Here is a 17,399-nt window from a genome sequence, read left to right as displayed (position 1 = left end):
GAAAGGGATGCCATGGACTTGGAACTGCAGGGCAAGGTCGCGGTGGTGACCGGTGCCGGCAAGGGAATCGGACTAGCCATCACCCAGGCCCTGGTAAAGGAGGGAGTCCACGTCGTCGCCGGATCACGCCGACGCACACCTGAACTGAAAGAACTGGACGAAAGGGGAAGTGTGCAGGCGATCGAGGTCGATCTGGCCACCACCGCAGGCCCGGCCCACCTCATCGCCGCCGCGCTGGCACACGGGCGCCTCGACATCCTGGTCAACAACGTCGGCGCGGTCGCGCCGCGCCTGACAGGGTTTATGAACGTCACCGACGAACAATGGCTTCACTGCCTGACGCTCAACCTGATGGCGGCGATACGCACCACGCGCGCCGCGCTGCCGACCATGCTCGCGGCCGGGCATGGCAACGTCGTTACGATCAGTTCGGTCAACGCCTTCCTGCCCGACCCAGCAGTGATCGACTACAGCGCCGCCAAAGCCGCCCTCACCAACTTCTCCAAAGCCCTGTCGAAAGAAGTCGGGGCCCAAGGCATCCGAGTCAACACCATCAGTCCCGGCCCGGTCACCACGGACCTGTGGCTCGGAGACGAAGGCGTCGCCGCGACCGTTGCCCGCGCCAATGGCGGTGACCCCGCAGCGGTGGCCAAACAGACCGCCGCCCAAGCCGAGACCGGCAGATTCACTCACCCACACGAAATCGCCGACCTGGTACTGCTCCTGTCCAGCGACCGGGCGGGGAACGTCACCGGCACCGACTTCGTCATCGACGGAGGACTCACCAAAACCCTGTGAACCTCTCGCCTTCAGGATGAGCGATGGTTGGGGCTGAGCGCGGAAATTGGCCGTGGAGCATTCTTCGGGAAGCCTGCACGAACTGGTCTCAGCCAACGGCTTCGCCAGCCCCTTGCAGCCAATCTCAGCAGCCGATGCCCTGGTCAAGGTAGATGTTCTACAGCGACGATGGCGCGCGTCAACTTGGAGGTGACCCGGGCCGCCGGCCAGTCGGTGAAGGCCAGTGGTGCCAGCCAACGCGTACTTGTAGATCGTGGAGCGGCTGACGTTCAGCAGCCCGGCGATCGAGGACACGGTGGCGTCGGGCTGAGCGAGCAAGGCGCGGGCGTGCCGGACCTGTTCGGGCGTCATCGCGGGCGGACGCCCGAGACGAACGCCGCGAGCCTTGGCGGCCAGGCCCTCCTGGGTACCTTCCACGATCAGCTCACGGATGAACTCGGCGAGCGCGGCGAAGACGTGGAAGACGAGGCGGCCGCCGGGGGTGGTGGTGTCGAGGGCTTCCTTCAGGGACTGGAAGCCGACGCCGCAGCGGCGCAGATCGGCGACGATCGTGGTGAGGTCCTGCAGGGAGCGGACGAGCCGGTCGAGCGAGGGGACGACGAAGGTGTCGCCGGGGCGCAGGTAGTCCAGAGCCTTGGTGAGCTCTTCGTGGTCGGTGTTCTTGCCGCTCAGCTTGTCGGCGAAGATCCGGATGCAGCCGGCGGCTTCGAGCGCGCGGGTCTGCCGGTCCAGGCGCTGATTACGGGTGGAGCGTTGAGCGATCCCTATCGAACAGGCAATTTGTGCGCCAAGGGCAGAACAGGAACCCTTCGGAGCACGCTCGCGGGGCGAGGGCGAGCGTGCTCCGAAGGGTTCAGATTGACTCAGGACGCGGTCGGCGATCGCGCGCCGGGAGACGTCCGCGTTGAAGGCGATGGAGTCGAATTCGTGCGGGACTCCGGGGTGGAGGTGGAACTCGACCGGGACGCCGGCGCGGCTGAGCGTGATGGCGTAGGCGCTGGCTTCGTCGCGGAAGGCGTCGATCTGCCCGATTTCGATGTAGGCCGGCCGCAGGTCGGTCGCGTTCTCGAGGCGAGCCGGGGCGGCGGTGGCCGGGACGTCAGGCCCGCCGGCCGCGTCGCCGAGGAGTGCGGGCCAGGCAGTGCGGCTGTCGTCGTAGGTCCACACGGCGAGGGGTGCGATGTGCGGGTCCGGGGTGGTGTTCCGGTCGTCGAGCATCGGCATCAGGAGGATCTGCCCGGGCGATCTGCGGGCCGCGGCGGTCGCGGCTGAGGATCGAGAGTGCGGCCGCCATACCCCCACCGGCGCTGTCGCCCATGACGCCGATCCGGTCGGGGTCGACGCCGAGCTCGGCGGCGTGCCCGTTGAGCCACTTCAGGGCGGTGTAGGCGTCCTCGAGCGGGGTGGGGTAGGGGTGTTCGGGTGCTCGGCGGTACTCGACGGAGAGCATGGGCACGCCGCTCGTCGAGACGTACCGGGTGACGGGGCCGTCGAAGTGCTCGATGTGGCCGAAAAGGTAGCCGCCGCCGTGGAAGAACAGCACGGCCGAGCCGGGGGTGCTCTCGTTCTTGGCGTACCAGCGCATCGTGATCTGGGCGCCGTCCTCCGTGGCGGCGACGTAGTCGTGTGTGGTGACGTCCTCCGGGATCGGCTGGGCCTTCCCTGACGCGTCAAGGATCGGTTCCCACATGGCGCGTCGTCCGCCGACGTCGCCGACGACCGGCGGGGTCATGCCGGCCATCGCTTCGCCCATTGGGGCCATGGCTTCGGCGACTTCGGGATCCAGGATGAGGGACATGTTCGGTTCCGTTCGATTCAAGTCCAGTGAGGGATGAGAGGGTTAGGCGGTCGGCGCAAGGACGACGACCTTGCCGGACACGGCACCGGCGGCGACTTCCGCATGGAAGGCCGGGAGGTCCTTGAGCTGGATACGGCGGCTGATGTCGATGTGAAGTTCGCCTCGGTCGATCGCCGCCACGAGGCCGGCGAGCTGCTTGGCGTCGCTCCGGACGAAGACGTTGAGCCCGCGCACATGGCGCGCTTCGTCGCTCGGCGCCTGCATCCACACCGTGGTGTTGACCACGGCCCCGCCGGACCGCACGAGAGCGGCCTGGTCGGCGAGCTGCGAGGGCTCGATCGGTGCGAGGTTGAGCAGGAGGTCGACCGGCTGGGTCACCGCATCCACCACGTCGGTCGCGGTGTGGTCGAGGACCTCGTCGGCACCGGCGGCCCGGACCCGGTCCGCGCTGCGCGGGCTCGCCGTGGCGATGACGTGCGCGCCGGCGTTCTTTGCCAGCTGCACCGCGTAGGCACCGACAGCGCCTCCGGCGCCGGTGATGAGCACGCGTTGCCCGGCGGTGAGCTCGCCGAGTTCGAACAGTGCCTGCCATGCGGTCAGGCCCACCAGTGGCAGGGCCGCCGCGTCAGCGAGCGGCACGCTCGAAGGCGCGGCCGCCAGGACCTCGGCGGGCGCGATGACGTACTCAGCAGCTGCGCCGTCGCCGATCATCGGGAGGAATCCGACGACCTCGTCACCGACCGCCACCGCATCGACGCCGTCACCGAGCGCGTCGACCGTTCCGGCGACGTCGATGCCAGGCGTGTGCGGGAGCGTCACCGGGAACGGGCCCTGGAGACCACCGCTGCGGATACCGGCGTCGACCGGGTTGAACGACGTCGCCGCGACCCGGATGCGAACCTCACCAGCGCTGGGGACGGGCAGCGCCACGTCCTGGTAGCGCAGGACATCAGCATCGCCGTACTCGTCGAATCGCACTGCCTTCATGACGAACTTCTTTCTTCGAGAGAGTCAACGTGCTTCGAGTTCGAAGCATTTCAGTGAAATGAAGCTAGCACCGCTTCGAACTCGAAGCAAGTACGATTGCGGCATGACCGAAGAAGCGTCCCCTCCGCCGCTCGATCCCGCCGAACTCGGCGCGTACTTCGCGCTGATCGAGGTGAGCAGCCTCCTGCGCCACACGGTGGAGCAGCAGCTGCGCGACGCCGGCGACCTCAGCTACGTCCAGTTCCAGCTCTTGGCCAGACTCGGGGACACGGCAGACGGCAGCCAGCGCATGACCGAGCTGGCAGACGGGGTTGTGTACAGCCGCAGCGGCCTGACCTACCAGGTGGGCCTGCTGGAGAAGGCCGGACTCGTCGCCCGCAGCCCGTCCGCGGAGGACGACCGAGGCGTGACGGTGACCATCACCGAGGCGGGACGGGACGTGCTCGCCAGGGTGTTCCCCGGTCACATCGACGTCCTGCGGCAACTCTTCCTCGAACCGCTCGCGCGCGCGGACATCGACAGCCTCGCTCGTGTCCTCACCGTCGTCCGCGATCACATGCGCTCCATCCCGCCTCGGTCGGCGAAGCGGCGCCGGAAGAGCGCCGCACGCCAGAGCCCCAATGGCGGCGGAGCCTGATCGCGCCCCGGCCCCATCGCTGGGTCAACGAGCGCCGCGGGATCATCCGAGCAGGCGCGAGCGGCGGATTCGGGCGTCCGGGTCTACAGCGTCGGCGATCGCCGCGGACCGCTTCCGGACATCCGCTGGCAGCGCATCCGGCACGCTAGCCGCGCCCTCGACCCACGAGCCCGGCCTCGAGCCGGCGTCGGCAATCGACCAGACAGATCGTGCCCGAGCGAACCCTGCTTCGATCCGTTCACGGGGGAACAGGTTGAGCGGCGCAACCGCGTGGTAGATGAAGTCGCCCGGCGGGGCCACAACGGCCCCGGTGCGCCTGACCGGTGCGCCCGCCACGTGGCGGATCTCCATCATCACGATCGGGGCGTCGTCTGCCGCGGCTGTCGAGAGGAGCGCTTCGGCGATGACAGGGGTCGATGCGTCGAGCCACCGCGCGTCACCGATGGCCGGGGTTGCCGTAGGTGGATCGAGGTGGATCCGAGCAAGTCCCGCCGCGTCGGTCGGGCCCCAGCTGTCGGAGACAGGCTCCGCTGCCGCCCGCATCGCGTCAAGCAGCGGAGTTGCCGCGACGGGCCCGTCAGGATCGGCGATCGCGAGGTGAACTGCGACCCTCCCGTGCAGCTCCTCCGGGAACGGGGGCAGAGGCGGCACGTGGAGCACCGCGATGCTGGAGGAAACGCTGCTACCGACTGTTCCGATGGTGCTCGACCATGCTGCGACGAGTTTCGGTAGCGCGTCGGCATGCCACAGCAGTGCTCCGGCATGGAGGTCCGCCACTGGGACGAGGTCGAACTCCAGCGTATGAGCGATCCCGACTCCCCCCGCTCCGCGGAAGGCCCAAATCGCCGCCCGATCGACCTCGTCGGTGGAGTCGTCCGCAGCGGTGCGGGAGCGACCGCTGCCGTCGACGTAGCGGACGGCACGAAGTGCTCCACTGGCAAGTCCATCCCGCCGGACAAGCCAACCGATGCCGCCGCCGAAGGTGTAACCGGACACGGACACACTCGGGGCTGAGCCAGCTAATCCGAGCAAGCCGTGCTGTTCGGCGGCGGCGTTCACCGCAGACCAGGTTGCGCCGGCCCCAACCACGGCGACGCGCAACTCGGGGTCGATCGACACGTCGGTGAGCCTCGACGTGTCGAGGAGGACCGCCCCCTTGCCCACCGGCGCGCCGGCTCCGTGGCCGGTCGCCTGCGGCACGATCTCGAGTGGCGTGCCCGACGACTGCGCAAGCGCAGCCACCTCATCGAGCGTGGGCGCGATGTCCTCCGGACGGGAGACGACTGCGACCCGCGCAGGTCGCTGCTTGATGGACGAGTTGTGGGGTCGGGTGGCGGCGGCGTAACCGTCTGAGTCCGCGTCAACGAGCAGCGCTCATCGTACGGGAATAGCGGAGGTTTTCCTCCGGTTTAAATGTCACCTACTCAGATTGGATGACTCATGACTCATCTTCAGCAGCCCATCGCCGTGATCGGTGCGACCGGACAGCAGGGCGGCAGCGTGGTGGATGCCCTGCTCGCGCGGAAGCAAGCGGTTCGCGCCCTGGTTCGCGACGCCGAAGCCGCGGGCGCACGTGCTCTCCGAGCCCGCGGGGTGGAGGTCGTCGCCGCCGACCAGGAGAACAGCGAATCGCTCCAGCGAGCACTCACCGAGGTCGCAGCACTGTTCTTCATGACGACGTTCGAGGGAGCAGACGGCACGGAGGGCGAGGCGCGCCGCGGTGTGAGCGTCGCGGATGCCGCAGCACGCGCGGGCGTGCCGCACGTCGTGTACTCGTCGGTCGGCGGGGCAGAGCGAGCGACAGGGATCCCGCACTTCGAGAGCAAGCACCGGGTCGAACAGCGGCTTAGCGAGGTCGTACCGACGAAGTTCATCCGCCCGACGTTCTTCATGGAAAACCTGGCGCCGCAGCTCGCCGACGGCGGGAGGGGGGAGCTGGTGCTTCGCCTGCCGGTTGCAGGTGACGTTCCGCTCCAGATGATCGCCGTTCGCGACATCGGCGCCGCCGCCGCGCGTCTCTTGATCGCCCCTGATGTAATCGATGGTGATGCGGTCGAACTCGCCGGCGATGAGCTCACAATGGCTCAGGTGGCCGACCGGATCGCATCCGAGCTCGGCCGACCGACGCGGTACGAAGGGCTGCCGATCGATGTGCTCCGTGATGACGAGGACATGCGAGCGATGTTCCAGTGGTTCACCACCGTCCCCGCCTACCAGGCCGACTTCGACGTCACGCGCCACCTCGTCCCCGACGTGCGCGACTTCGCAGCATGGGTATCCGACCAGGGTCCCGCGCGCGCCGGAACTGACGCGTCGAACTAACCGCGATCGGGTGCGATCCCGCGCAGGAACACCGCGCGCAGCTCGGCGGCCGCCTCGGCCCAGCCGGGCACGTTCGACATCGGCTGCGCGAGCATCGCCCCGAAACGCACCACGGTCCCCGCATTCACATCCGTGCGGACCGAACCGTCCTGATGGCCGCGCTCGAGGATGGCGCCCATGGTTTGCTGCATGCGCGCGCGCAGCTCCGCGGACTCGGTGCCCTCGGTCATGGGCGCTCCGTGGAGCGGAAGCACCAGTTCGTCTCGATGAGCGAAGGTTTGATGGAGGAACCGGCTGATCGAGTCATGACCGGTATCGCCGGACGTCAGCGCGTCCTCGGCCTCGGCCAGGATCAGACGATAGGCGCGGACCGCCATCGCCTCAAGCAGCGCCTCCCGGTTCGGGTAGCGACGGTAGAGCGTCCCGATCCCGACTCCCGCCTCAGCAGCGATCTGCTCCAGCGGAACGAACTTACCCTCGGCCAGCCCCGCACGCACAGCTGCAGCAATCAGCCGCTCAGTGTTCTCCGCCGCATCCTTCCGGAGCTTGCGCGTTCGCGTGGAGGTCATGAACAACACATCCTACGCGAGCGGGAGTGTCTCATGCACGGCGGATCCGACGATCAAGGAGACGCCTGATGGCCGACACCGTGCGTGCTCCACCTGCTGCGCGGCAGCTTCCATCGTGGCCTGCGCGAGCCAGTCGCGCCGCCGTCGAACTCCTGCATCAGCGACACGGCGTGCGGTGGCTGTTCGCGGACGAGCAAGATCAGCGGCTGAGCCCGCGACTGTCGGCCGAGATCATCCGGCTGTGGAGGGACAACTTCGAGGTGTATGGGGTGCGCAAGATATGGAAGGCCCTCAACCGCCACGGCGTGGCCGTGGCCCGCTGCACGGTGGCCCGGCTGATGCGCCAGCCCGGGCTGTCCGGCGCGGTCCGCGGCGATCACAAACGGCGCACCACCATCGCCGAGCCACAAAGCCCGCGTCCGGCCGACCTGGTCGAGCGCGACTTCGCCGCGAGCGCGCCGAATCGGTTGTGGATGGCGGACTTGACCTAATGAGAGCCTCGAAGACCCCCGATAGCCGGGGAGTCCTCGCTGCCGGTCGAGCTCTGGCAGGATCTGCTGCCGGTCCTTGATCGCCGCTTCGGCCTGGGCGCTGGGCCGCGTCGGTCGGCACCAATGTGGCTACGACCTTGCCGTTCTTGGTCCTCGCCGAGCACAGCCTGATGATCAGCTCGGGGAATGTGTCCGGGCTGTGGTCAGGTCAGCCGGTCAGAGCCGGAGATCTACGACACTGGGCACCTGGACGCCTGCCTTCGGCTGGTGACGAGGGACTGCTCATGGGGACGCTCCAGTTCAGCTTTGTCCTGGGTGTCCGGGGCGGCATGGCGGCCACCGCGGGCAACCTGGGCACCATGCTCCGCTGCCTGCCCTCGGACGCCGTCTGGCAGGTCATCGCGATCGGACGGGCAACCTGCCGCTTACCGCGATGGGCCTCGCCCTCGGTGGCAATGCCCCGCCGGTCTGGAGGGCGCCCTCCACCTCGCAAAGGAGAGCTGGCCCTGGGCAACAGGCCGCTGGTGGAGTGGGCGCTGCGGCTCGCTCGCGAGCTGGACAGGCCCGTCCCCGATGTGGACCAGGCTGAGGGGCTCCTGGGCCCTTGAGCCACCGACAGCCGACCGAAAGCGAACGACAGGTGACCGACAAGCCGAATCGGCAGGATTAGAGGTGTTAAGAGGAACGAGCCATCCACCCGCGGAGGCGGTCCAAATGACTGACATGGAGACACGGGAATTTCCGGCCCTGCTGGAGGAGCTCGGACACGTGCGTCATTTCGTGATCGGCTTTGTGACCGGCCATCCCTCTGCGGACGACGTGGTTCTGGCGGTCTCCGAACTGGCCGCCAACGCTGTCGAACACTCCGCCTGCAGTCGTGACGACAACATCGAGGTGCGGATCACCCATCTGGCCGACGCTGTCCGCATCGAGGTGCACGACCACGGTGGCACGAGTACGCCGCGGCTCGGCCGCGCCGATGAGGAGGCCACCCGCGGACGCGGCCTGTTCCTTGTTGATCATCTCTCCCGCAACTGGGGCGTCACCCACAACCGTGATCACACCGGTGTGTGGTGTGAGATCGGCTGCACCTGCATGGACTCATCGGGACTCGGAAAGGCCGCCTGATCATGAAGCAGATCAGAATCCGCAAGCCCAGGACGCGGATGACCAGGACACCCTTGGACCTGCGTACCCCGTCAGGGCGGCGGCTGCCGTACTGAGCGGCGATCATGACCTCCTAGGTATTTCATTCATTGAACCTACTCGCGCCAACCTGGCATCAGTTCAATAAATGAACCATTGAAGATCTCGTGACTCGCACCACACCACTGCCGACCGTGCTGCGTACGTCGGGGACAGTGGCCATGGCGGCCTGCGCCGCCGCACTGCTCGCATTGATCAACTACACGGTGCCCATGGTCACGGTATCCGAGCCGGCGCCAACCTCGGCTCGGGTCGCACCGGTCCCTGCCTGGATACTGAACGCGATCGCGCTCGGTTTGTCCGCACTTCTGCTGATCGCCAGTGGGCTCGCCGACGACCACGGGCGCAAGCGCGACTACGTCATCGGAACGTGGGTGCTCGCCACCGGAGCCCTGATGGCGGGGCTCTCGGTGAACACCCTGATGTTCGTGACCGCCAGGCTCCTGCAAGGGCGACTTCGGGGACGTGCAGGCGGTCTTGGTCATTTATGCGAGCACGCACAGTCACCCCGATCATGCACAGCTACTTTGGAACTCATCGCGCGTTCCCATACCGCCACCGTCCGGCCCAGACACGGGTGAGGTGGGGGCATCCGCAGCAGGCGGGGGCTTCCTCAACGGTGGTCACCAGTGTGGCAGGCAGGTGCCGGCAGGAGGCTCCTAGCCGCAAGGGCTGCTTGCGGTGGCGGCGGACAGCAAGGTGAGTGCGGCGTGGCGGGCTTGCTCGCCCGCGCCGACTGTGTCGTGATGTGCGGCCACGACGGTCGCACCCTCGACCAGCATGAGCAACTGCCGCCCCAGGACCTGGGGATCGGCGGCTCCGGCGCGATTGGCGATGCCGGCCAGCAGCTCGAGGTAGCGGTCGAGATGACGCGCGGTGAGGGCGCGTACGGTCTCGACGTGGTGCTGGGCGGCCGCGTTCAGCATCGCGCAGCCGCGGAAGGCCGGGTCGTCGTACCACTGCTGGAGGGCGTCGAACACGGCGGCGAGCTGGTCGCGGGGGTCGTCGCCGGCGGCTTCGGCGGCCGCGGTCAGCCATTGCGTGACCCGTTCGCTGCGCTGACGGAGCATGGCGTCGACCAGGCCCTCCTTGGTGCCGAAGTGCCGGTAGAGCGTCTCCTTGGAGACGCCGACGCGGGTGCACAGCTCGGCGACGCCGATGCCGTCGAGCCCGCGCTCGTACAGCACCGTGGTGGCTGCTTCGAGGATGGTGGCGCGGGTGCGTGCGGGGTCGATTGTCGAGCCTTTGGCGACTGGCATGCGATAGATGGTACCGGCCGGTTCGATCTGCTGCTAACGTCTCGGATCGTACCGATCGGTTCGACCTTGGGGAGTTCTTCCATGTTTGACCCGCTTGCCGCCGACCCTCCGCGCGACCCTGACTACCCGGCCACCACGCCGGCGTTGACGTTCGACAGCGGGGGCGCGTCCTTGCTCGGTGTGTTGCATGTGCCGGCAGGCCGAGGGCCGCATCCTGTCGTCGTGCTGCTGCACGGCTTCCCCGGCAACGAACGCAACTTCGATCTCGCGCAGGTGCTGCGCCGTGCGGGCTACGCGTCCTTGGTGTTCCACTATCGCGGTTCGTGGGGCGTCGGCGGTTCGTGGTCATGGGGACACGTGCTGGAGGACACGGCAGCGGTCGTGGCCGGACTGCGCGGCTTCGCCGCCGCTCACCGCCTTGATCTGCGGCGGTTGGTGTTGATCGGCCATAGCCTGGGCGGTTTCGCCGCGCTGATGACCGCGGCGGCCGAACCGTCCGTCGTCGCCGTCGCCTCGGTGGCCGCATTCGACTTCGGTACGGTAGCGGCGCTCTGCCGTGCCGACCCGAGTGTCCGGGCGAGCTATGTCGAGGTGTTCACCGGCGAACTAGGTCCCCTTCGAGGCACCAGCGGGGAGGCACTCGTCAGCGAGATGGAGGCGGCCGGCGACTCGTGGCGGCTGGCCGGGCTCGCGCCACTGCTGGCGGACCGCCCGGTGCTCCTGATCGGCAGCGGCCTCGACACCGTCACCCCATACCGCGTGCATCACGAACCAGTCGTCACGGCGTACCAGGCGCAGCCCGTCAAGCAGCTCCAACACCACCTCTTCGCGACCGACCACGCGTTGTCGGACCATCGCGTGACCCTGACCCGTACGATCTTGAGCTTCCTGACGCGCTGCCCATGAGGCCGGCACAGTGGCAGGCGCTGCGGTTGGCTCTCGGCACCGCTTCGGCGCTCGGGCTGGCGCGCTTTGCGTACGGGCTGCTCCTGCCGGCCATGCGGGACGACCTGCACTGGACCCTGGCCGAAGCCGGGACGATGAGCGCCGCCAACGGGCTCGGCTACCTCGTGGGCGCGCTGGTGACCCCCGTCGTCCGGCGCCGGCTGGGCACCGCCGCCACCTTCCGCTGGGGGATGGTCCTCACCGCGGTGGCACTCGCCGTGACCCCCGGCAGCGGTGACTACCTGGCACTGCTGACCGCACGGTCCGTCGCCGGGGCGGCGGGGGCATCGGTGTTCATCACCGGCGGCGTTGTCGCGGCGCGCATCGCCACCGACATCTCCTCCGGCATGCCGATCGCCGTCTACTTCGCCGGCACCGGGCTGGGCATCGTGTTCAGCGGCGCGACCATCCCGGCGCTGGGCGATCGCTGGCAACTCGCCTGGGCCGGCCTGAGCGTCGCCGCCGGACTGGCGGCACTGGCCAGCTGGTCCGCCGCGCGCACCGATGACAACAGGGACACATCGGCCGCCACCGCCGGACGGGCGCCGGTGCGTGCGCTGTGGCGGACGGCCCTGGCCTATCTGCTCTTCGCCGTCGGCTACATCACCTACATCACCTTCCTGTCCGCCTACCTCGCAGACCGGAACGCGCCGGTCTCGCAGGTGACGTTCACCTGGACGGTTCTAGGGCTGGCCGTCATGGCGGCGCCCTTCCTGTGGAGCCGACCCATCACCCACTGGCCCGGCAGCAGAGCCCTGGCCGCACTGCTCGCCATCCTCGCCGGCGGAGCGGCGCTCCCCCTCATATCCCCGGCACCGCCGATCATCCTCGCCTCCGCCATCGTGTACGGGGCGACGTTCATGGGCGTCCCCGCCGCCGTCACCGCGCTCATCAAGGCGAGCACCCCGCCCGCCGGCTGGACCGCCACACTGGCGGCCTTCACCACGCTGTTCGCCGCCGGACAGACCGTCGGCCCGTGGCTGGCCGGGCTCCTCGCCGATCACACCTCGACCAACGCGACCCTGGCGTGGACCGCGATCCTGTGCGCCGCGGCGGCCCTGATCGCCACGATCGGGAACCGTTCACGCCCCTCCACAGCGCCCTGGCCTGAGACACACGGTCACCAACGATAAGGAACACGGTTATGGCAACTTTCGTTCTGATTCCCGGCATGTGCCACGGCGGCTGGTGTTTCGACGAGCTCACCGAACAACTCCGCGACCACGGGCACCGCGCCTACCCGCTGACGCTGACCGGGCTCAGCGAACGCGGTCACCTGCTGCACGGCGGAGTGAACCTCGACACGCACCTCCAGGACGTGACCGGGGTCCTGGCGTCCGAGAACATCCACGACGCCGTACTGGTCGGCCACAGCTACGGCGGAATGGTGATCACGGGCGTCGCCGACCGCATGCCCGGCCGCGTGGCCGCTCTGGTGTACCTGGACGCCGTGGTACCGGGTGACGGCGACTCCTGCTGGAGCCTGGTCTCCGAGCGGGAGCGGCAGTGGTACACGGACGTGATGGAGACCGGGTACGCGGTGCGGCCCCTGCCGTTCTTCGACGGCCGGGCCACACCCCACCCGCTCGCCTCGCTCCTCCAGCCCCTGCGCCTCACCGGCGATCCAGCGCGGGTCCGACGCCGGGTCTACGTGTACGCGGCGGGCTGGGACGGCGAGTCCCCCTTCACGCCCGTCTACCAGCGGCTGCGCGAGGACCCCGCGTGGAAGACGTACGCGCTGGAAGGCGGGCACAACCTCATGCGGGACGCACCGCAGGACCTGCTGAAGATCCTTCTCGAAGCCGTAGAATCTCGCTGATTGCCAAGGATCGGCAGCTCAGACCGGCCTAGCACAGCGGTTGTCGGGGGATAACGGGGCACCGAACAGCCTTGACGCCGACGAGTATGCGGTTGCCGCCAACGTCCCGCTGCCGCGCTCACCCTGCAACCAACCTCCGGGTCTCGCATCGGGACGCGGAGGCGAGCGCCGCCAGCCGGAATCACGACCGCCGCAGAGCCGGAGCGGTATCGGCGGACGGCTAACCAGGCTTCGGCAAGAATGCCGGCCGCTGGACACACGTTTGATGCAACGTACCTTAAGGACCAGCCAACGTGCCTCACGTGCCAAAAAAGATCATCTTGCTCCGGCGCCGCCGGCCTTGTCACGGCCCAGTCGGGCCAGCAGCCGGTCGGCGTGGGGGAAGTCGATCTCGGTGACGATCGCCAGGGCTTGCCGCCAGATGTCCTGGCTCGCGTCGGCGTCCCCGCCGGCGTGGAGGGCCTCGCCGAGCCGGATGAGCGTCTCGGCTTCGTTGTACTGGTCGCCGATCTCCCTGAACAGGCCGAGGGAGCTGTGGTAGCGGCGTACCGCCCGCTGGTGCCGGCCGAGTTGGTGGTGGATGTAGCCCAGGCTGGCCAGAGTGTGCGCTCGGCCGCGGTGGTCGCCGAGCTCCAGGAACGGCAGAACTGAGCGGCAGGGAGAGGAACGAGGACTCAGACTCCTCGCTACGCGACGAACGAGGCGAGGAGTCTGCAGACGCTTTGCTGGTGGCAGAAGCAAAGGCGCGGGCGTTTCTGCCTTAGAACCTCTAACACATATGGCCCGGGTGGCGCGCGGCCTCGAGGAGGCGCACCGGCGCAACTCCGTGCGCGCGTACCGCAGGCACGGGGGCTTCTGGATGGCGCTCGGCGCGACCGCGGGGCTCTTCGGGCTGCTCGCCTTCCTCTGGGCGGTCGCCTAGGCGGGCCGGCCCGGCGGCACCTCGCGACGTCGTCGAGCCCTGATCGGGGAGGTCACGCATCGTCCGGCAGCGGTTCGCCGGTCTCCAGCAGCGACTTCAGGCTCGCCACCACGTTCGGCCAGCCGTAGCTGACCATCTCGGCCAGGCTCGATCCGGGCTCGAAGCCGTCGTGCACGACGGTGAGCTTCACGACCTGCGCGGCCTCCTCAATCGTGAAGGTGACCTTCGAGCGGGCCTCGCCGGACAGCCGGGCGAGCAGTTCCTCGTCCCAGCCGAAGCGCTTGGCGAGCTCCGGGGTGATGGCGTGCCAGGTGTAGGAGAGCCGACTGTAGGGTTCGGCCTCCAGCACGACCTGCTCCGGGTCGCTGATCAGCACGCCGTGGTTGTCCCAGGTCATCGGCGAGCCGACGGACCAGTCCGTAGTGAACTCCGTGGCCCAGTAGCGGCGGGTGAAGGCGGGCTCGGTCAGCGCCTGCCAGAGCTTCTGCGGGGTGGTGCGGATGTAGGTGGTGTAGACGAAGGTCGGCGCGTCCATCGGGGTCTCCTCCAGGGCGAGTTTCAGGTCCGCCAGGGCTTGGACCCTGGCCCGGTCGTAGCGGCTGATCCACCGGTGGGCGATCTCGTGCACGGGCGCGGCGTTGAGGTAGTGCAGCTTCTCCCGGCCCCGCCGCACGGTGGCGACGAGCCCGGCCTCCTCCAACACCGCGAGGTGCTTGCTGACGGACTGCCTGGCCATGTCGAGTCCGGCGCACAGCTCGCGCAGCGTCTGCCCGTTGCGGGCGTTGAGCGAGTCGAGCAGCGCGCGCCGGCTCGGATCGGCCAGTGCCTTGAACACCTCGTCCATGCCCGCCCTCGTACCCAGGTTGCCGCCTGTCGATATGCAGCCTTTCGGCTGCCTTTAATTTAGGCAGCCGGATGGCTGCCTGTCAAGACGCGCGGCTACGATGGGCGGATGCGGGAGCTGATCATCCTCGGCACGGCCTCGCAGGTGCCGACGCGCACGCACACACCCAACGGCCGGTCATCGAACTTCGGTCGATACAGTTCGCCCCGACTTCGTTCACGGGCGTTCCATGCGCTTCACTCGGTATCTCTTCGAACAGCAATCGTCCCCCTCACGTGTAGAAGTGACCGACGCACACGCCCGCACGTGTGGCCATCACCTCGTTCAGGTGGCTGCCCTCGGGCGGGCCGTTGACGACCACGTAGCGCGGCTGATCGAGGCCCATCAGGTCGAGCTCACACGACACACGCTTAACAACCTCTAACAAAGATGGATGACGTGGCGTATGGGTCTGGAGACCTTCCGCTACTCCGGCCCGCTCGATATCGAGGTGCGGCGAGCCCGCGGTTTGGGCGAAGATGGCCGCGCCTGGCCATGGGAGCCGGCACCCCTGGAAGAGGAGTGTGCCATGAGCGCCATCGGATCCGCAGACCCGGAGGTCCGGGTGAGCACGGGAAAGCTGCGCGGGCGGATGGAGGACGGCGTGACCGTCTTCCGCGGCGTGCCATTCGCGCGCCCGCCGGTGGGCGCCCTGCGACTGGCCGCACCGGTGCCGGCCGAGCCGTGGGACGGGGTGCGCGAGGCCGGCGCGTTCGGTCCGCCGCCGCCGCAGTCCAGGCTGCTGGGCGCGTCCGGCGCGGACAGCGCGGACGGCGACTGGTTGACCGTCAATGTCTGGTCCCCCGACCTGGGCGCCGCCCGGCTGCCGGTGATGGTGTGGATCCATGGCGGAGGTTACATGTACGGGTGGTCCGGCGACCCGGTCTTCGACGGCCGCGTGCTCGCCCGGGACGGCGTCATCGTGGTCACCTTCAACTACCGGGTCTCCGCCGAGGGCTTCGGACACTTCCAGGGAGCACCGGCCAACCGCGGGTTACTGGACCAGGTGGCCGCCCTCCGCTGGGTGCACGACAACATCGCGGCTTTCGGCGGAGATCCGGACCGGGTCACCGTTTTCGGGGAGTCCGCCGGAGCCGGGACCATCGCGGCGCTGATGGCGATGCCCCAAGCCGCCGGTCTGTTCCGCAGGGCGATCGCGCAGAGCGTGCCGGGCCTGTTCTTCTCCGTTGAGCTGGCCGCCGACATCGCCGCCGCTCTAGCCGGTGAGCTGGGCCTGGCCCCGCTCGCGGGCGAACTCGCCCGCCTGTCGCCGGAGCGGCTGATCGACGCCGGGGACGCGCTGGCAGACAAGATGGGCGGCTGCCCGCAGTGGGGCCGGGCCGCGTACGTCCAGACGCCGTTCGCGCCGGTCGTGGACGGCGAGGTGCTGCCCGCGGTGCCGTGGCGGTCACTGGCGGACGGGGCGGCGCGCGATGTGGAACTGATCGTGGGGCACACCCGCGACGAGTATCGGCTGTTCATGGCCATCAGGGGCGACACCGGCCAGATCACCGCCGAACGGGCGGCCACCGCGCTGCGGGAGCTCGCCCCGGACCCGGAGGCCTACCGGGCCGCCTACCCCGGGGCCGACGAAGAGCGGCTGTACGAGCTGGTGCACTCCGACTGGATGTTCCGGATGCCTTCCGTCCAGCTGGCCGAGACCCACCAAAGGCGCGGCCGGGCCCACCTGTACGAGCTGACCTGGCCGGCCCCCGGCATGGGCGGCGATGCCCTCGGCGCCTGTCACGGGCTCGGCCTGCCACTGACGTTCGGCAACCTGACCGCTGGAGCGGCAGGACTGCTGCTCGGACAGGAGCCGCCACCAGCAGCGGCCGAGCTGTCGGCCCGGGTCCGCGCGGCATGGATCGCCTTCGCCACGACCGGGGATCCGGGCTGGCCGGCGTACGAGCCGCAAAACAGGCATACCTGGGTCATCGACACCGAGCCGGGCATAACGGCGTATCCGGAGGAGACCTCCCGTGAGTTGTGGGCCGGGCACGCCTTGGCCCCCCTCACGTTGCGGATGCGGCCGTAGCCGGTCCAGCCCGCCACCACCCAGGGAGATGAGAGTAGGTGGCGTGGCGAGGACCCTCGCCAGGCAGTCGAAGGGAGACAGGTCATGAGGAAGCGCGTAACTCGGGCGGTCGTCACGGTAGGTGCGGCGCTGGTCGTCGGCGGTGTCGCCCTGGGTGCCGCGGCGGGCGTGGTGGCTCCCGGTCGCGAAGCGGTCAAGATGTTCGGCGCATGACAGTGCGACAGGTTTCGACAGCCCCAAACCCCGCAGGTGAAGGTTCCCTTGTCCGAGCGGACGCGCCGGTGGTCGGCCAGGACCTGCACGCCGTCATGGAGCCGGTCGAGTTCGCCGAGGGCTTCATCGCACTGCTGGCGGGTCTGGCCGAGTTCGTCGGTGAGATCGCGGATCAGTGCGGCGTAGGTGTCCAGGAGGTTCTTGAGGCGTCTGTTGTCCGCGCGGACCTTGGCCACGTCGTCCTCGAGCTTGGCGGCCTTGTCCAGGGCGGTCTGGACGGGGATCGGGAGGTTGCCCAGGTTCTTGAATTCGGCCTGGTAGGCGCCGCCTTCGCCAACACGCGGGCGCACGAACCTGGACAGGACTCGCGATCTTCGCCTACAACCTCCAGCGGATGACGGTCATCAGCGGGTGACCCGGGCCCATGGGCCAAGCCCGGCCCACCGCATCCACGCTTCGCCGACATCCACAGCCGGTTGATCAAGGCTCAGCAGTTTTCAGGGGCAAGTAGCTAG

The 17,399-nt window shown here is 68.7% G+C and carries 21 protein-coding genes and 2 pseudogenes; 14 read left to right on the top strand and 9 right to left on the bottom strand.

Going from position 1 to position 17,399, the window contains the following annotated elements; translation table 11 throughout:
- Positions 1-12: 12 nt before the first annotated feature.
- Entirely contained in the window at positions 13-798 is a 786-nt protein-coding gene (locus tag ACFLIM_RS41925) for an oxidoreductase (protein WP_393174887.1), read from the top strand.
- Positions 799-1,050: 252 nt separating this feature from the next.
- On the opposite strand, the pseudogene ACFLIM_RS41920 reads toward ACFLIM_RS41925, so the two are convergent.
- The 3 genes and pseudogenes from ACFLIM_RS41920 to ACFLIM_RS41910 form a co-directional block, all read right to left on the bottom strand.
- Positions 1,051-2,016 (bottom strand): annotated as a pseudogene (locus ACFLIM_RS41920) (recombinase family protein); the annotation flags it as partial.
- The gene (locus ACFLIM_RS41915) at positions 1,898-2,596 is read right to left on the bottom strand and encodes an alpha/beta hydrolase (protein WP_393174835.1); all 699 of its coding nucleotides are present in this window, start codon (positions 2,594-2,596) and stop codon (positions 1,898-1,900) included. The pseudogene ACFLIM_RS41920 and the gene ACFLIM_RS41915, both read right to left, overlap by 119 nt.
- 42 nt (positions 2,597-2,638) lie before the next feature.
- On the bottom strand, positions 2,639-3,583 hold the full coding sequence (locus ACFLIM_RS41910; RefSeq protein WP_393174833.1) for an NADP-dependent oxidoreductase: 945 nt from the start codon (positions 3,581-3,583) through the stop codon (positions 2,639-2,641).
- A gap of 103 nt (positions 3,584-3,686) precedes the next feature.
- Here ACFLIM_RS41910 and ACFLIM_RS41905 point away from each other — a divergent pair, with 103 nt between their 5' ends.
- Positions 3,687-4,220 (top strand): MarR family winged helix-turn-helix transcriptional regulator, encoded by a 534-nt coding sequence (locus ACFLIM_RS41905; RefSeq protein ID WP_393174831.1) that lies wholly within the window; start codon positions 3,687-3,689, stop codon positions 4,218-4,220.
- A 42-nt stretch (positions 4,221-4,262) separates the two neighbouring features.
- On the opposite strand, the gene ACFLIM_RS41900 is transcribed toward ACFLIM_RS41905, so the two are convergent.
- Complete coding sequence (locus ACFLIM_RS41900) at positions 4,263-5,462, bottom strand: FAD-binding oxidoreductase (protein ID WP_393174829.1); 1,200 nt, start codon at positions 5,460-5,462, stop codon at positions 4,263-4,265.
- A 198-nt stretch (positions 5,463-5,660) separates the two neighbouring features.
- Here ACFLIM_RS41900 and ACFLIM_RS41895 point away from each other — a divergent pair, with 198 nt between their 5' ends.
- The gene (locus tag ACFLIM_RS41895) at positions 5,661-6,542 is read left to right on the top strand and encodes an NmrA/HSCARG family protein (RefSeq protein ID WP_393174827.1); all 882 of its coding nucleotides are present in this window, start codon (positions 5,661-5,663) and stop codon (positions 6,540-6,542) included.
- Here ACFLIM_RS41895 and ACFLIM_RS41890 read toward each other — a convergent pair.
- On the bottom strand, positions 6,539-7,111 hold the full coding sequence (locus tag ACFLIM_RS41890; RefSeq protein WP_393174825.1) for a TetR/AcrR family transcriptional regulator: 573 nt from the start codon (positions 7,109-7,111) through the stop codon (positions 6,539-6,541). The two genes, ACFLIM_RS41895 and ACFLIM_RS41890, sit on opposite strands and share 4 nt — an antisense overlap.
- A gap of 218 nt (positions 7,112-7,329) precedes the next feature.
- On the opposite strand from ACFLIM_RS41890, the pseudogene ACFLIM_RS41885 reads away from it, so the two are divergent.
- From ACFLIM_RS41885 to ACFLIM_RS41870, 4 genes and pseudogenes are all read left to right on the top strand, one after another.
- A pseudogene (locus ACFLIM_RS41885) lies at positions 7,330-7,599 on the top strand (IS3 family transposase); the annotation flags it as partial.
- Between the two features lie 173 nt (positions 7,600-7,772).
- The gene (locus ACFLIM_RS41880; RefSeq protein WP_393174885.1) at positions 7,773-8,210 is read left to right on the top strand and encodes a 3-keto-5-aminohexanoate cleavage protein; all 438 of its coding nucleotides are present in this window, start codon (positions 7,773-7,775) and stop codon (positions 8,208-8,210) included.
- 106 nt (positions 8,211-8,316) lie between these two features.
- Positions 8,317-8,730 carry an ATP-binding protein gene (locus ACFLIM_RS41875; RefSeq protein ID WP_393174823.1) on the top strand — a complete coding sequence of 138 codons (414 nt, stop codon included), beginning with the start codon at positions 8,317-8,319 and terminating at the stop codon, positions 8,728-8,730.
- A gap of 185 nt (positions 8,731-8,915) precedes the next feature.
- On the top strand, positions 8,916-9,389 hold the full coding sequence (locus ACFLIM_RS41870; RefSeq protein ID WP_393174821.1) for a hypothetical protein: 474 nt from the start codon (positions 8,916-8,918) through the stop codon (positions 9,387-9,389).
- 78 nt (positions 9,390-9,467) lie between these two features.
- Here the strand turns inward: ACFLIM_RS41870 and ACFLIM_RS41865 are convergent, their stop codons facing one another.
- Positions 9,468-10,067 (bottom strand): TetR/AcrR family transcriptional regulator, encoded by a 600-nt coding sequence (locus ACFLIM_RS41865; protein WP_393174819.1) that lies wholly within the window; start codon positions 10,065-10,067, stop codon positions 9,468-9,470.
- An 81-nt stretch (positions 10,068-10,148) separates the two neighbouring features.
- Between ACFLIM_RS41865 and ACFLIM_RS41860 the strand changes: the two genes are divergently transcribed.
- The 3 genes from ACFLIM_RS41860 to ACFLIM_RS41850 are packed head-to-tail and all read left to right on the top strand — an operon-like array spanning position 10,149 to position 12,831.
- Positions 10,149-10,973, top strand: a complete 825-nt coding sequence (locus ACFLIM_RS41860; protein WP_393174817.1) for an alpha/beta hydrolase family protein — start codon at positions 10,149-10,151, stop codon at positions 10,971-10,973.
- Positions 10,970-12,145 (top strand): YbfB/YjiJ family MFS transporter, encoded by a 1,176-nt coding sequence (locus tag ACFLIM_RS41855; RefSeq protein ID WP_393174815.1) that lies wholly within the window; start codon positions 10,970-10,972, stop codon positions 12,143-12,145. The genes ACFLIM_RS41860 and ACFLIM_RS41855 overlap by 4 nt, the downstream gene beginning before the upstream one ends.
- An 11-nt stretch (positions 12,146-12,156) precedes the next feature.
- On the top strand, positions 12,157-12,831 hold the full coding sequence (locus ACFLIM_RS41850; RefSeq protein ID WP_393174813.1) for an alpha/beta fold hydrolase: 675 nt from the start codon (positions 12,157-12,159) through the stop codon (positions 12,829-12,831).
- Positions 12,832-13,146: 315 nt separating this feature from the next.
- Here ACFLIM_RS41850 and ACFLIM_RS41845 read toward each other — a convergent pair whose 3' ends face one another.
- Entirely contained in the window at positions 13,147-13,572 is a 426-nt protein-coding gene (locus ACFLIM_RS41845; protein WP_393174811.1) for a tetratricopeptide repeat protein, read from the bottom strand.
- Between the two features lie 37 nt (positions 13,573-13,609).
- On the opposite strand from ACFLIM_RS41845, the gene ACFLIM_RS41840 reads away from it, so the two are divergent.
- Complete coding sequence (locus ACFLIM_RS41840) at positions 13,610-13,753, top strand: hypothetical protein (RefSeq protein ID WP_393174809.1); 144 nt, start codon at positions 13,610-13,612, stop codon at positions 13,751-13,753.
- 52 nt (positions 13,754-13,805) lie between these two features.
- Here ACFLIM_RS41840 and ACFLIM_RS41835 read toward each other — a convergent pair whose 3' ends face one another.
- Positions 13,806-14,597, bottom strand: coding sequence for an ArsR/SmtB family transcription factor (locus ACFLIM_RS41835; RefSeq protein ID WP_393174807.1), 792 nt, complete (start codon positions 14,595-14,597; stop codon positions 13,806-13,808).
- Between the two features lie 271 nt (positions 14,598-14,868).
- Positions 14,869-15,003 (bottom strand): hypothetical protein, encoded by a 135-nt coding sequence (locus tag ACFLIM_RS41830; protein WP_393174805.1) that lies wholly within the window; start codon positions 15,001-15,003, stop codon positions 14,869-14,871.
- Positions 15,004-15,165: 162 nt separating this feature from the next.
- On the opposite strand from ACFLIM_RS41830, the gene ACFLIM_RS41825 reads away from it, so the two are divergent.
- The 3 genes from ACFLIM_RS41825 to ACFLIM_RS41815 all read left to right on the top strand — a co-directional run bounded on the left by ACFLIM_RS41825 (position 15,166) and on the right by ACFLIM_RS41815 (position 17,282).
- The gene (locus ACFLIM_RS41825) at positions 15,166-16,671 is read left to right on the top strand and encodes a carboxylesterase/lipase family protein (RefSeq protein WP_393174803.1); all 1,506 of its coding nucleotides are present in this window, start codon (positions 15,166-15,168) and stop codon (positions 16,669-16,671) included.
- A gap of 84 nt (positions 16,672-16,755) precedes the next feature.
- Positions 16,756-16,884 carry a hypothetical protein gene (locus ACFLIM_RS41820; protein WP_393174801.1) on the top strand — a complete coding sequence of 43 codons (129 nt, stop codon included), beginning with the start codon at positions 16,756-16,758 and terminating at the stop codon, positions 16,882-16,884.
- Positions 16,885-16,952: 68 nt separating this feature from the next.
- On the top strand, positions 16,953-17,282 hold the full coding sequence (locus tag ACFLIM_RS41815; protein ID WP_393174799.1) for a hypothetical protein: 330 nt from the start codon (positions 16,953-16,955) through the stop codon (positions 17,280-17,282).
- Positions 17,283-17,399 lie beyond the last annotated feature (117 nt).

Origin of the sequence: Nonomuraea marmarensis (assembly GCF_043197025.1) — a bacterium.
GTDB lineage: Bacteria > Actinomycetota > Actinomycetes > Streptosporangiales > Streptosporangiaceae > Nonomuraea > Nonomuraea marmarensis.
This window is presented reverse-complemented; position numbering and strand designations above follow the sequence as displayed.

Bases quoted from the DNA above. Each gene is read 5' to 3' on its own strand.
- ACFLIM_RS41820 (WP_393174801.1), top strand. From the start codon at position 16,756: ATGAGGAAGCGCGTAACTCGGGCGGTCGTCACGGTAGGTGCGGCGCTG.
- ACFLIM_RS41890 (WP_393174825.1), bottom strand. From the start codon at position 7,111: ATGACCTCCACGCGAACGCGCAAGCTCCGGAAGGATGCGGCGGAGAAC.
- ACFLIM_RS41880 (WP_393174885.1), top strand. From the start codon at position 7,773: ATGATCAGCTCGGGGAATGTGTCCGGGCTGTGGTCAGGTCAGCCGGTC.
- ACFLIM_RS41925 (WP_393174887.1), top strand. From the start codon at position 13: ATGGACTTGGAACTGCAGGGCAAGGTCGCGGTGGTGACCGGTGCCGGC.
- ACFLIM_RS41915 (WP_393174835.1), bottom strand. From the start codon at position 2,596: ATGTCCCTCATCCTGGATCCCGAAGTCGCCGAAGCCATGGCCCCAATG.
- ACFLIM_RS41860 (WP_393174817.1), top strand. From the start codon at position 10,149: ATGTTTGACCCGCTTGCCGCCGACCCTCCGCGCGACCCTGACTACCCG.
- ACFLIM_RS41905 (WP_393174831.1), top strand. From the start codon at position 3,687: ATGACCGAAGAAGCGTCCCCTCCGCCGCTCGATCCCGCCGAACTCGGC.
- ACFLIM_RS41895 (WP_393174827.1), top strand. From the start codon at position 5,661: ATGACTCATCTTCAGCAGCCCATCGCCGTGATCGGTGCGACCGGACAG.
- ACFLIM_RS41875 (WP_393174823.1), top strand. From the start codon at position 8,317: ATGACTGACATGGAGACACGGGAATTTCCGGCCCTGCTGGAGGAGCTC.
- ACFLIM_RS41850 (WP_393174813.1), top strand. From the start codon at position 12,157: ATGGCAACTTTCGTTCTGATTCCCGGCATGTGCCACGGCGGCTGGTGT.
- ACFLIM_RS41910 (WP_393174833.1), bottom strand. From the start codon at position 3,583: ATGAAGGCAGTGCGATTCGACGAGTACGGCGATGCTGATGTCCTGCGC.
- ACFLIM_RS41835 (WP_393174807.1), bottom strand. From the start codon at position 14,597: ATGGACGAGGTGTTCAAGGCACTGGCCGATCCGAGCCGGCGCGCGCTG.
- ACFLIM_RS41855 (WP_393174815.1), top strand. From the start codon at position 10,970: ATGAGGCCGGCACAGTGGCAGGCGCTGCGGTTGGCTCTCGGCACCGCT.
- ACFLIM_RS41865 (WP_393174819.1), bottom strand. From the start codon at position 10,067: ATGCCAGTCGCCAAAGGCTCGACAATCGACCCCGCACGCACCCGCGCC.
- ACFLIM_RS41840 (WP_393174809.1), top strand. From the start codon at position 13,610: ATGGCCCGGGTGGCGCGCGGCCTCGAGGAGGCGCACCGGCGCAACTCC.
- ACFLIM_RS41825 (WP_393174803.1), top strand. From the start codon at position 15,166: ATGAGCGCCATCGGATCCGCAGACCCGGAGGTCCGGGTGAGCACGGGA.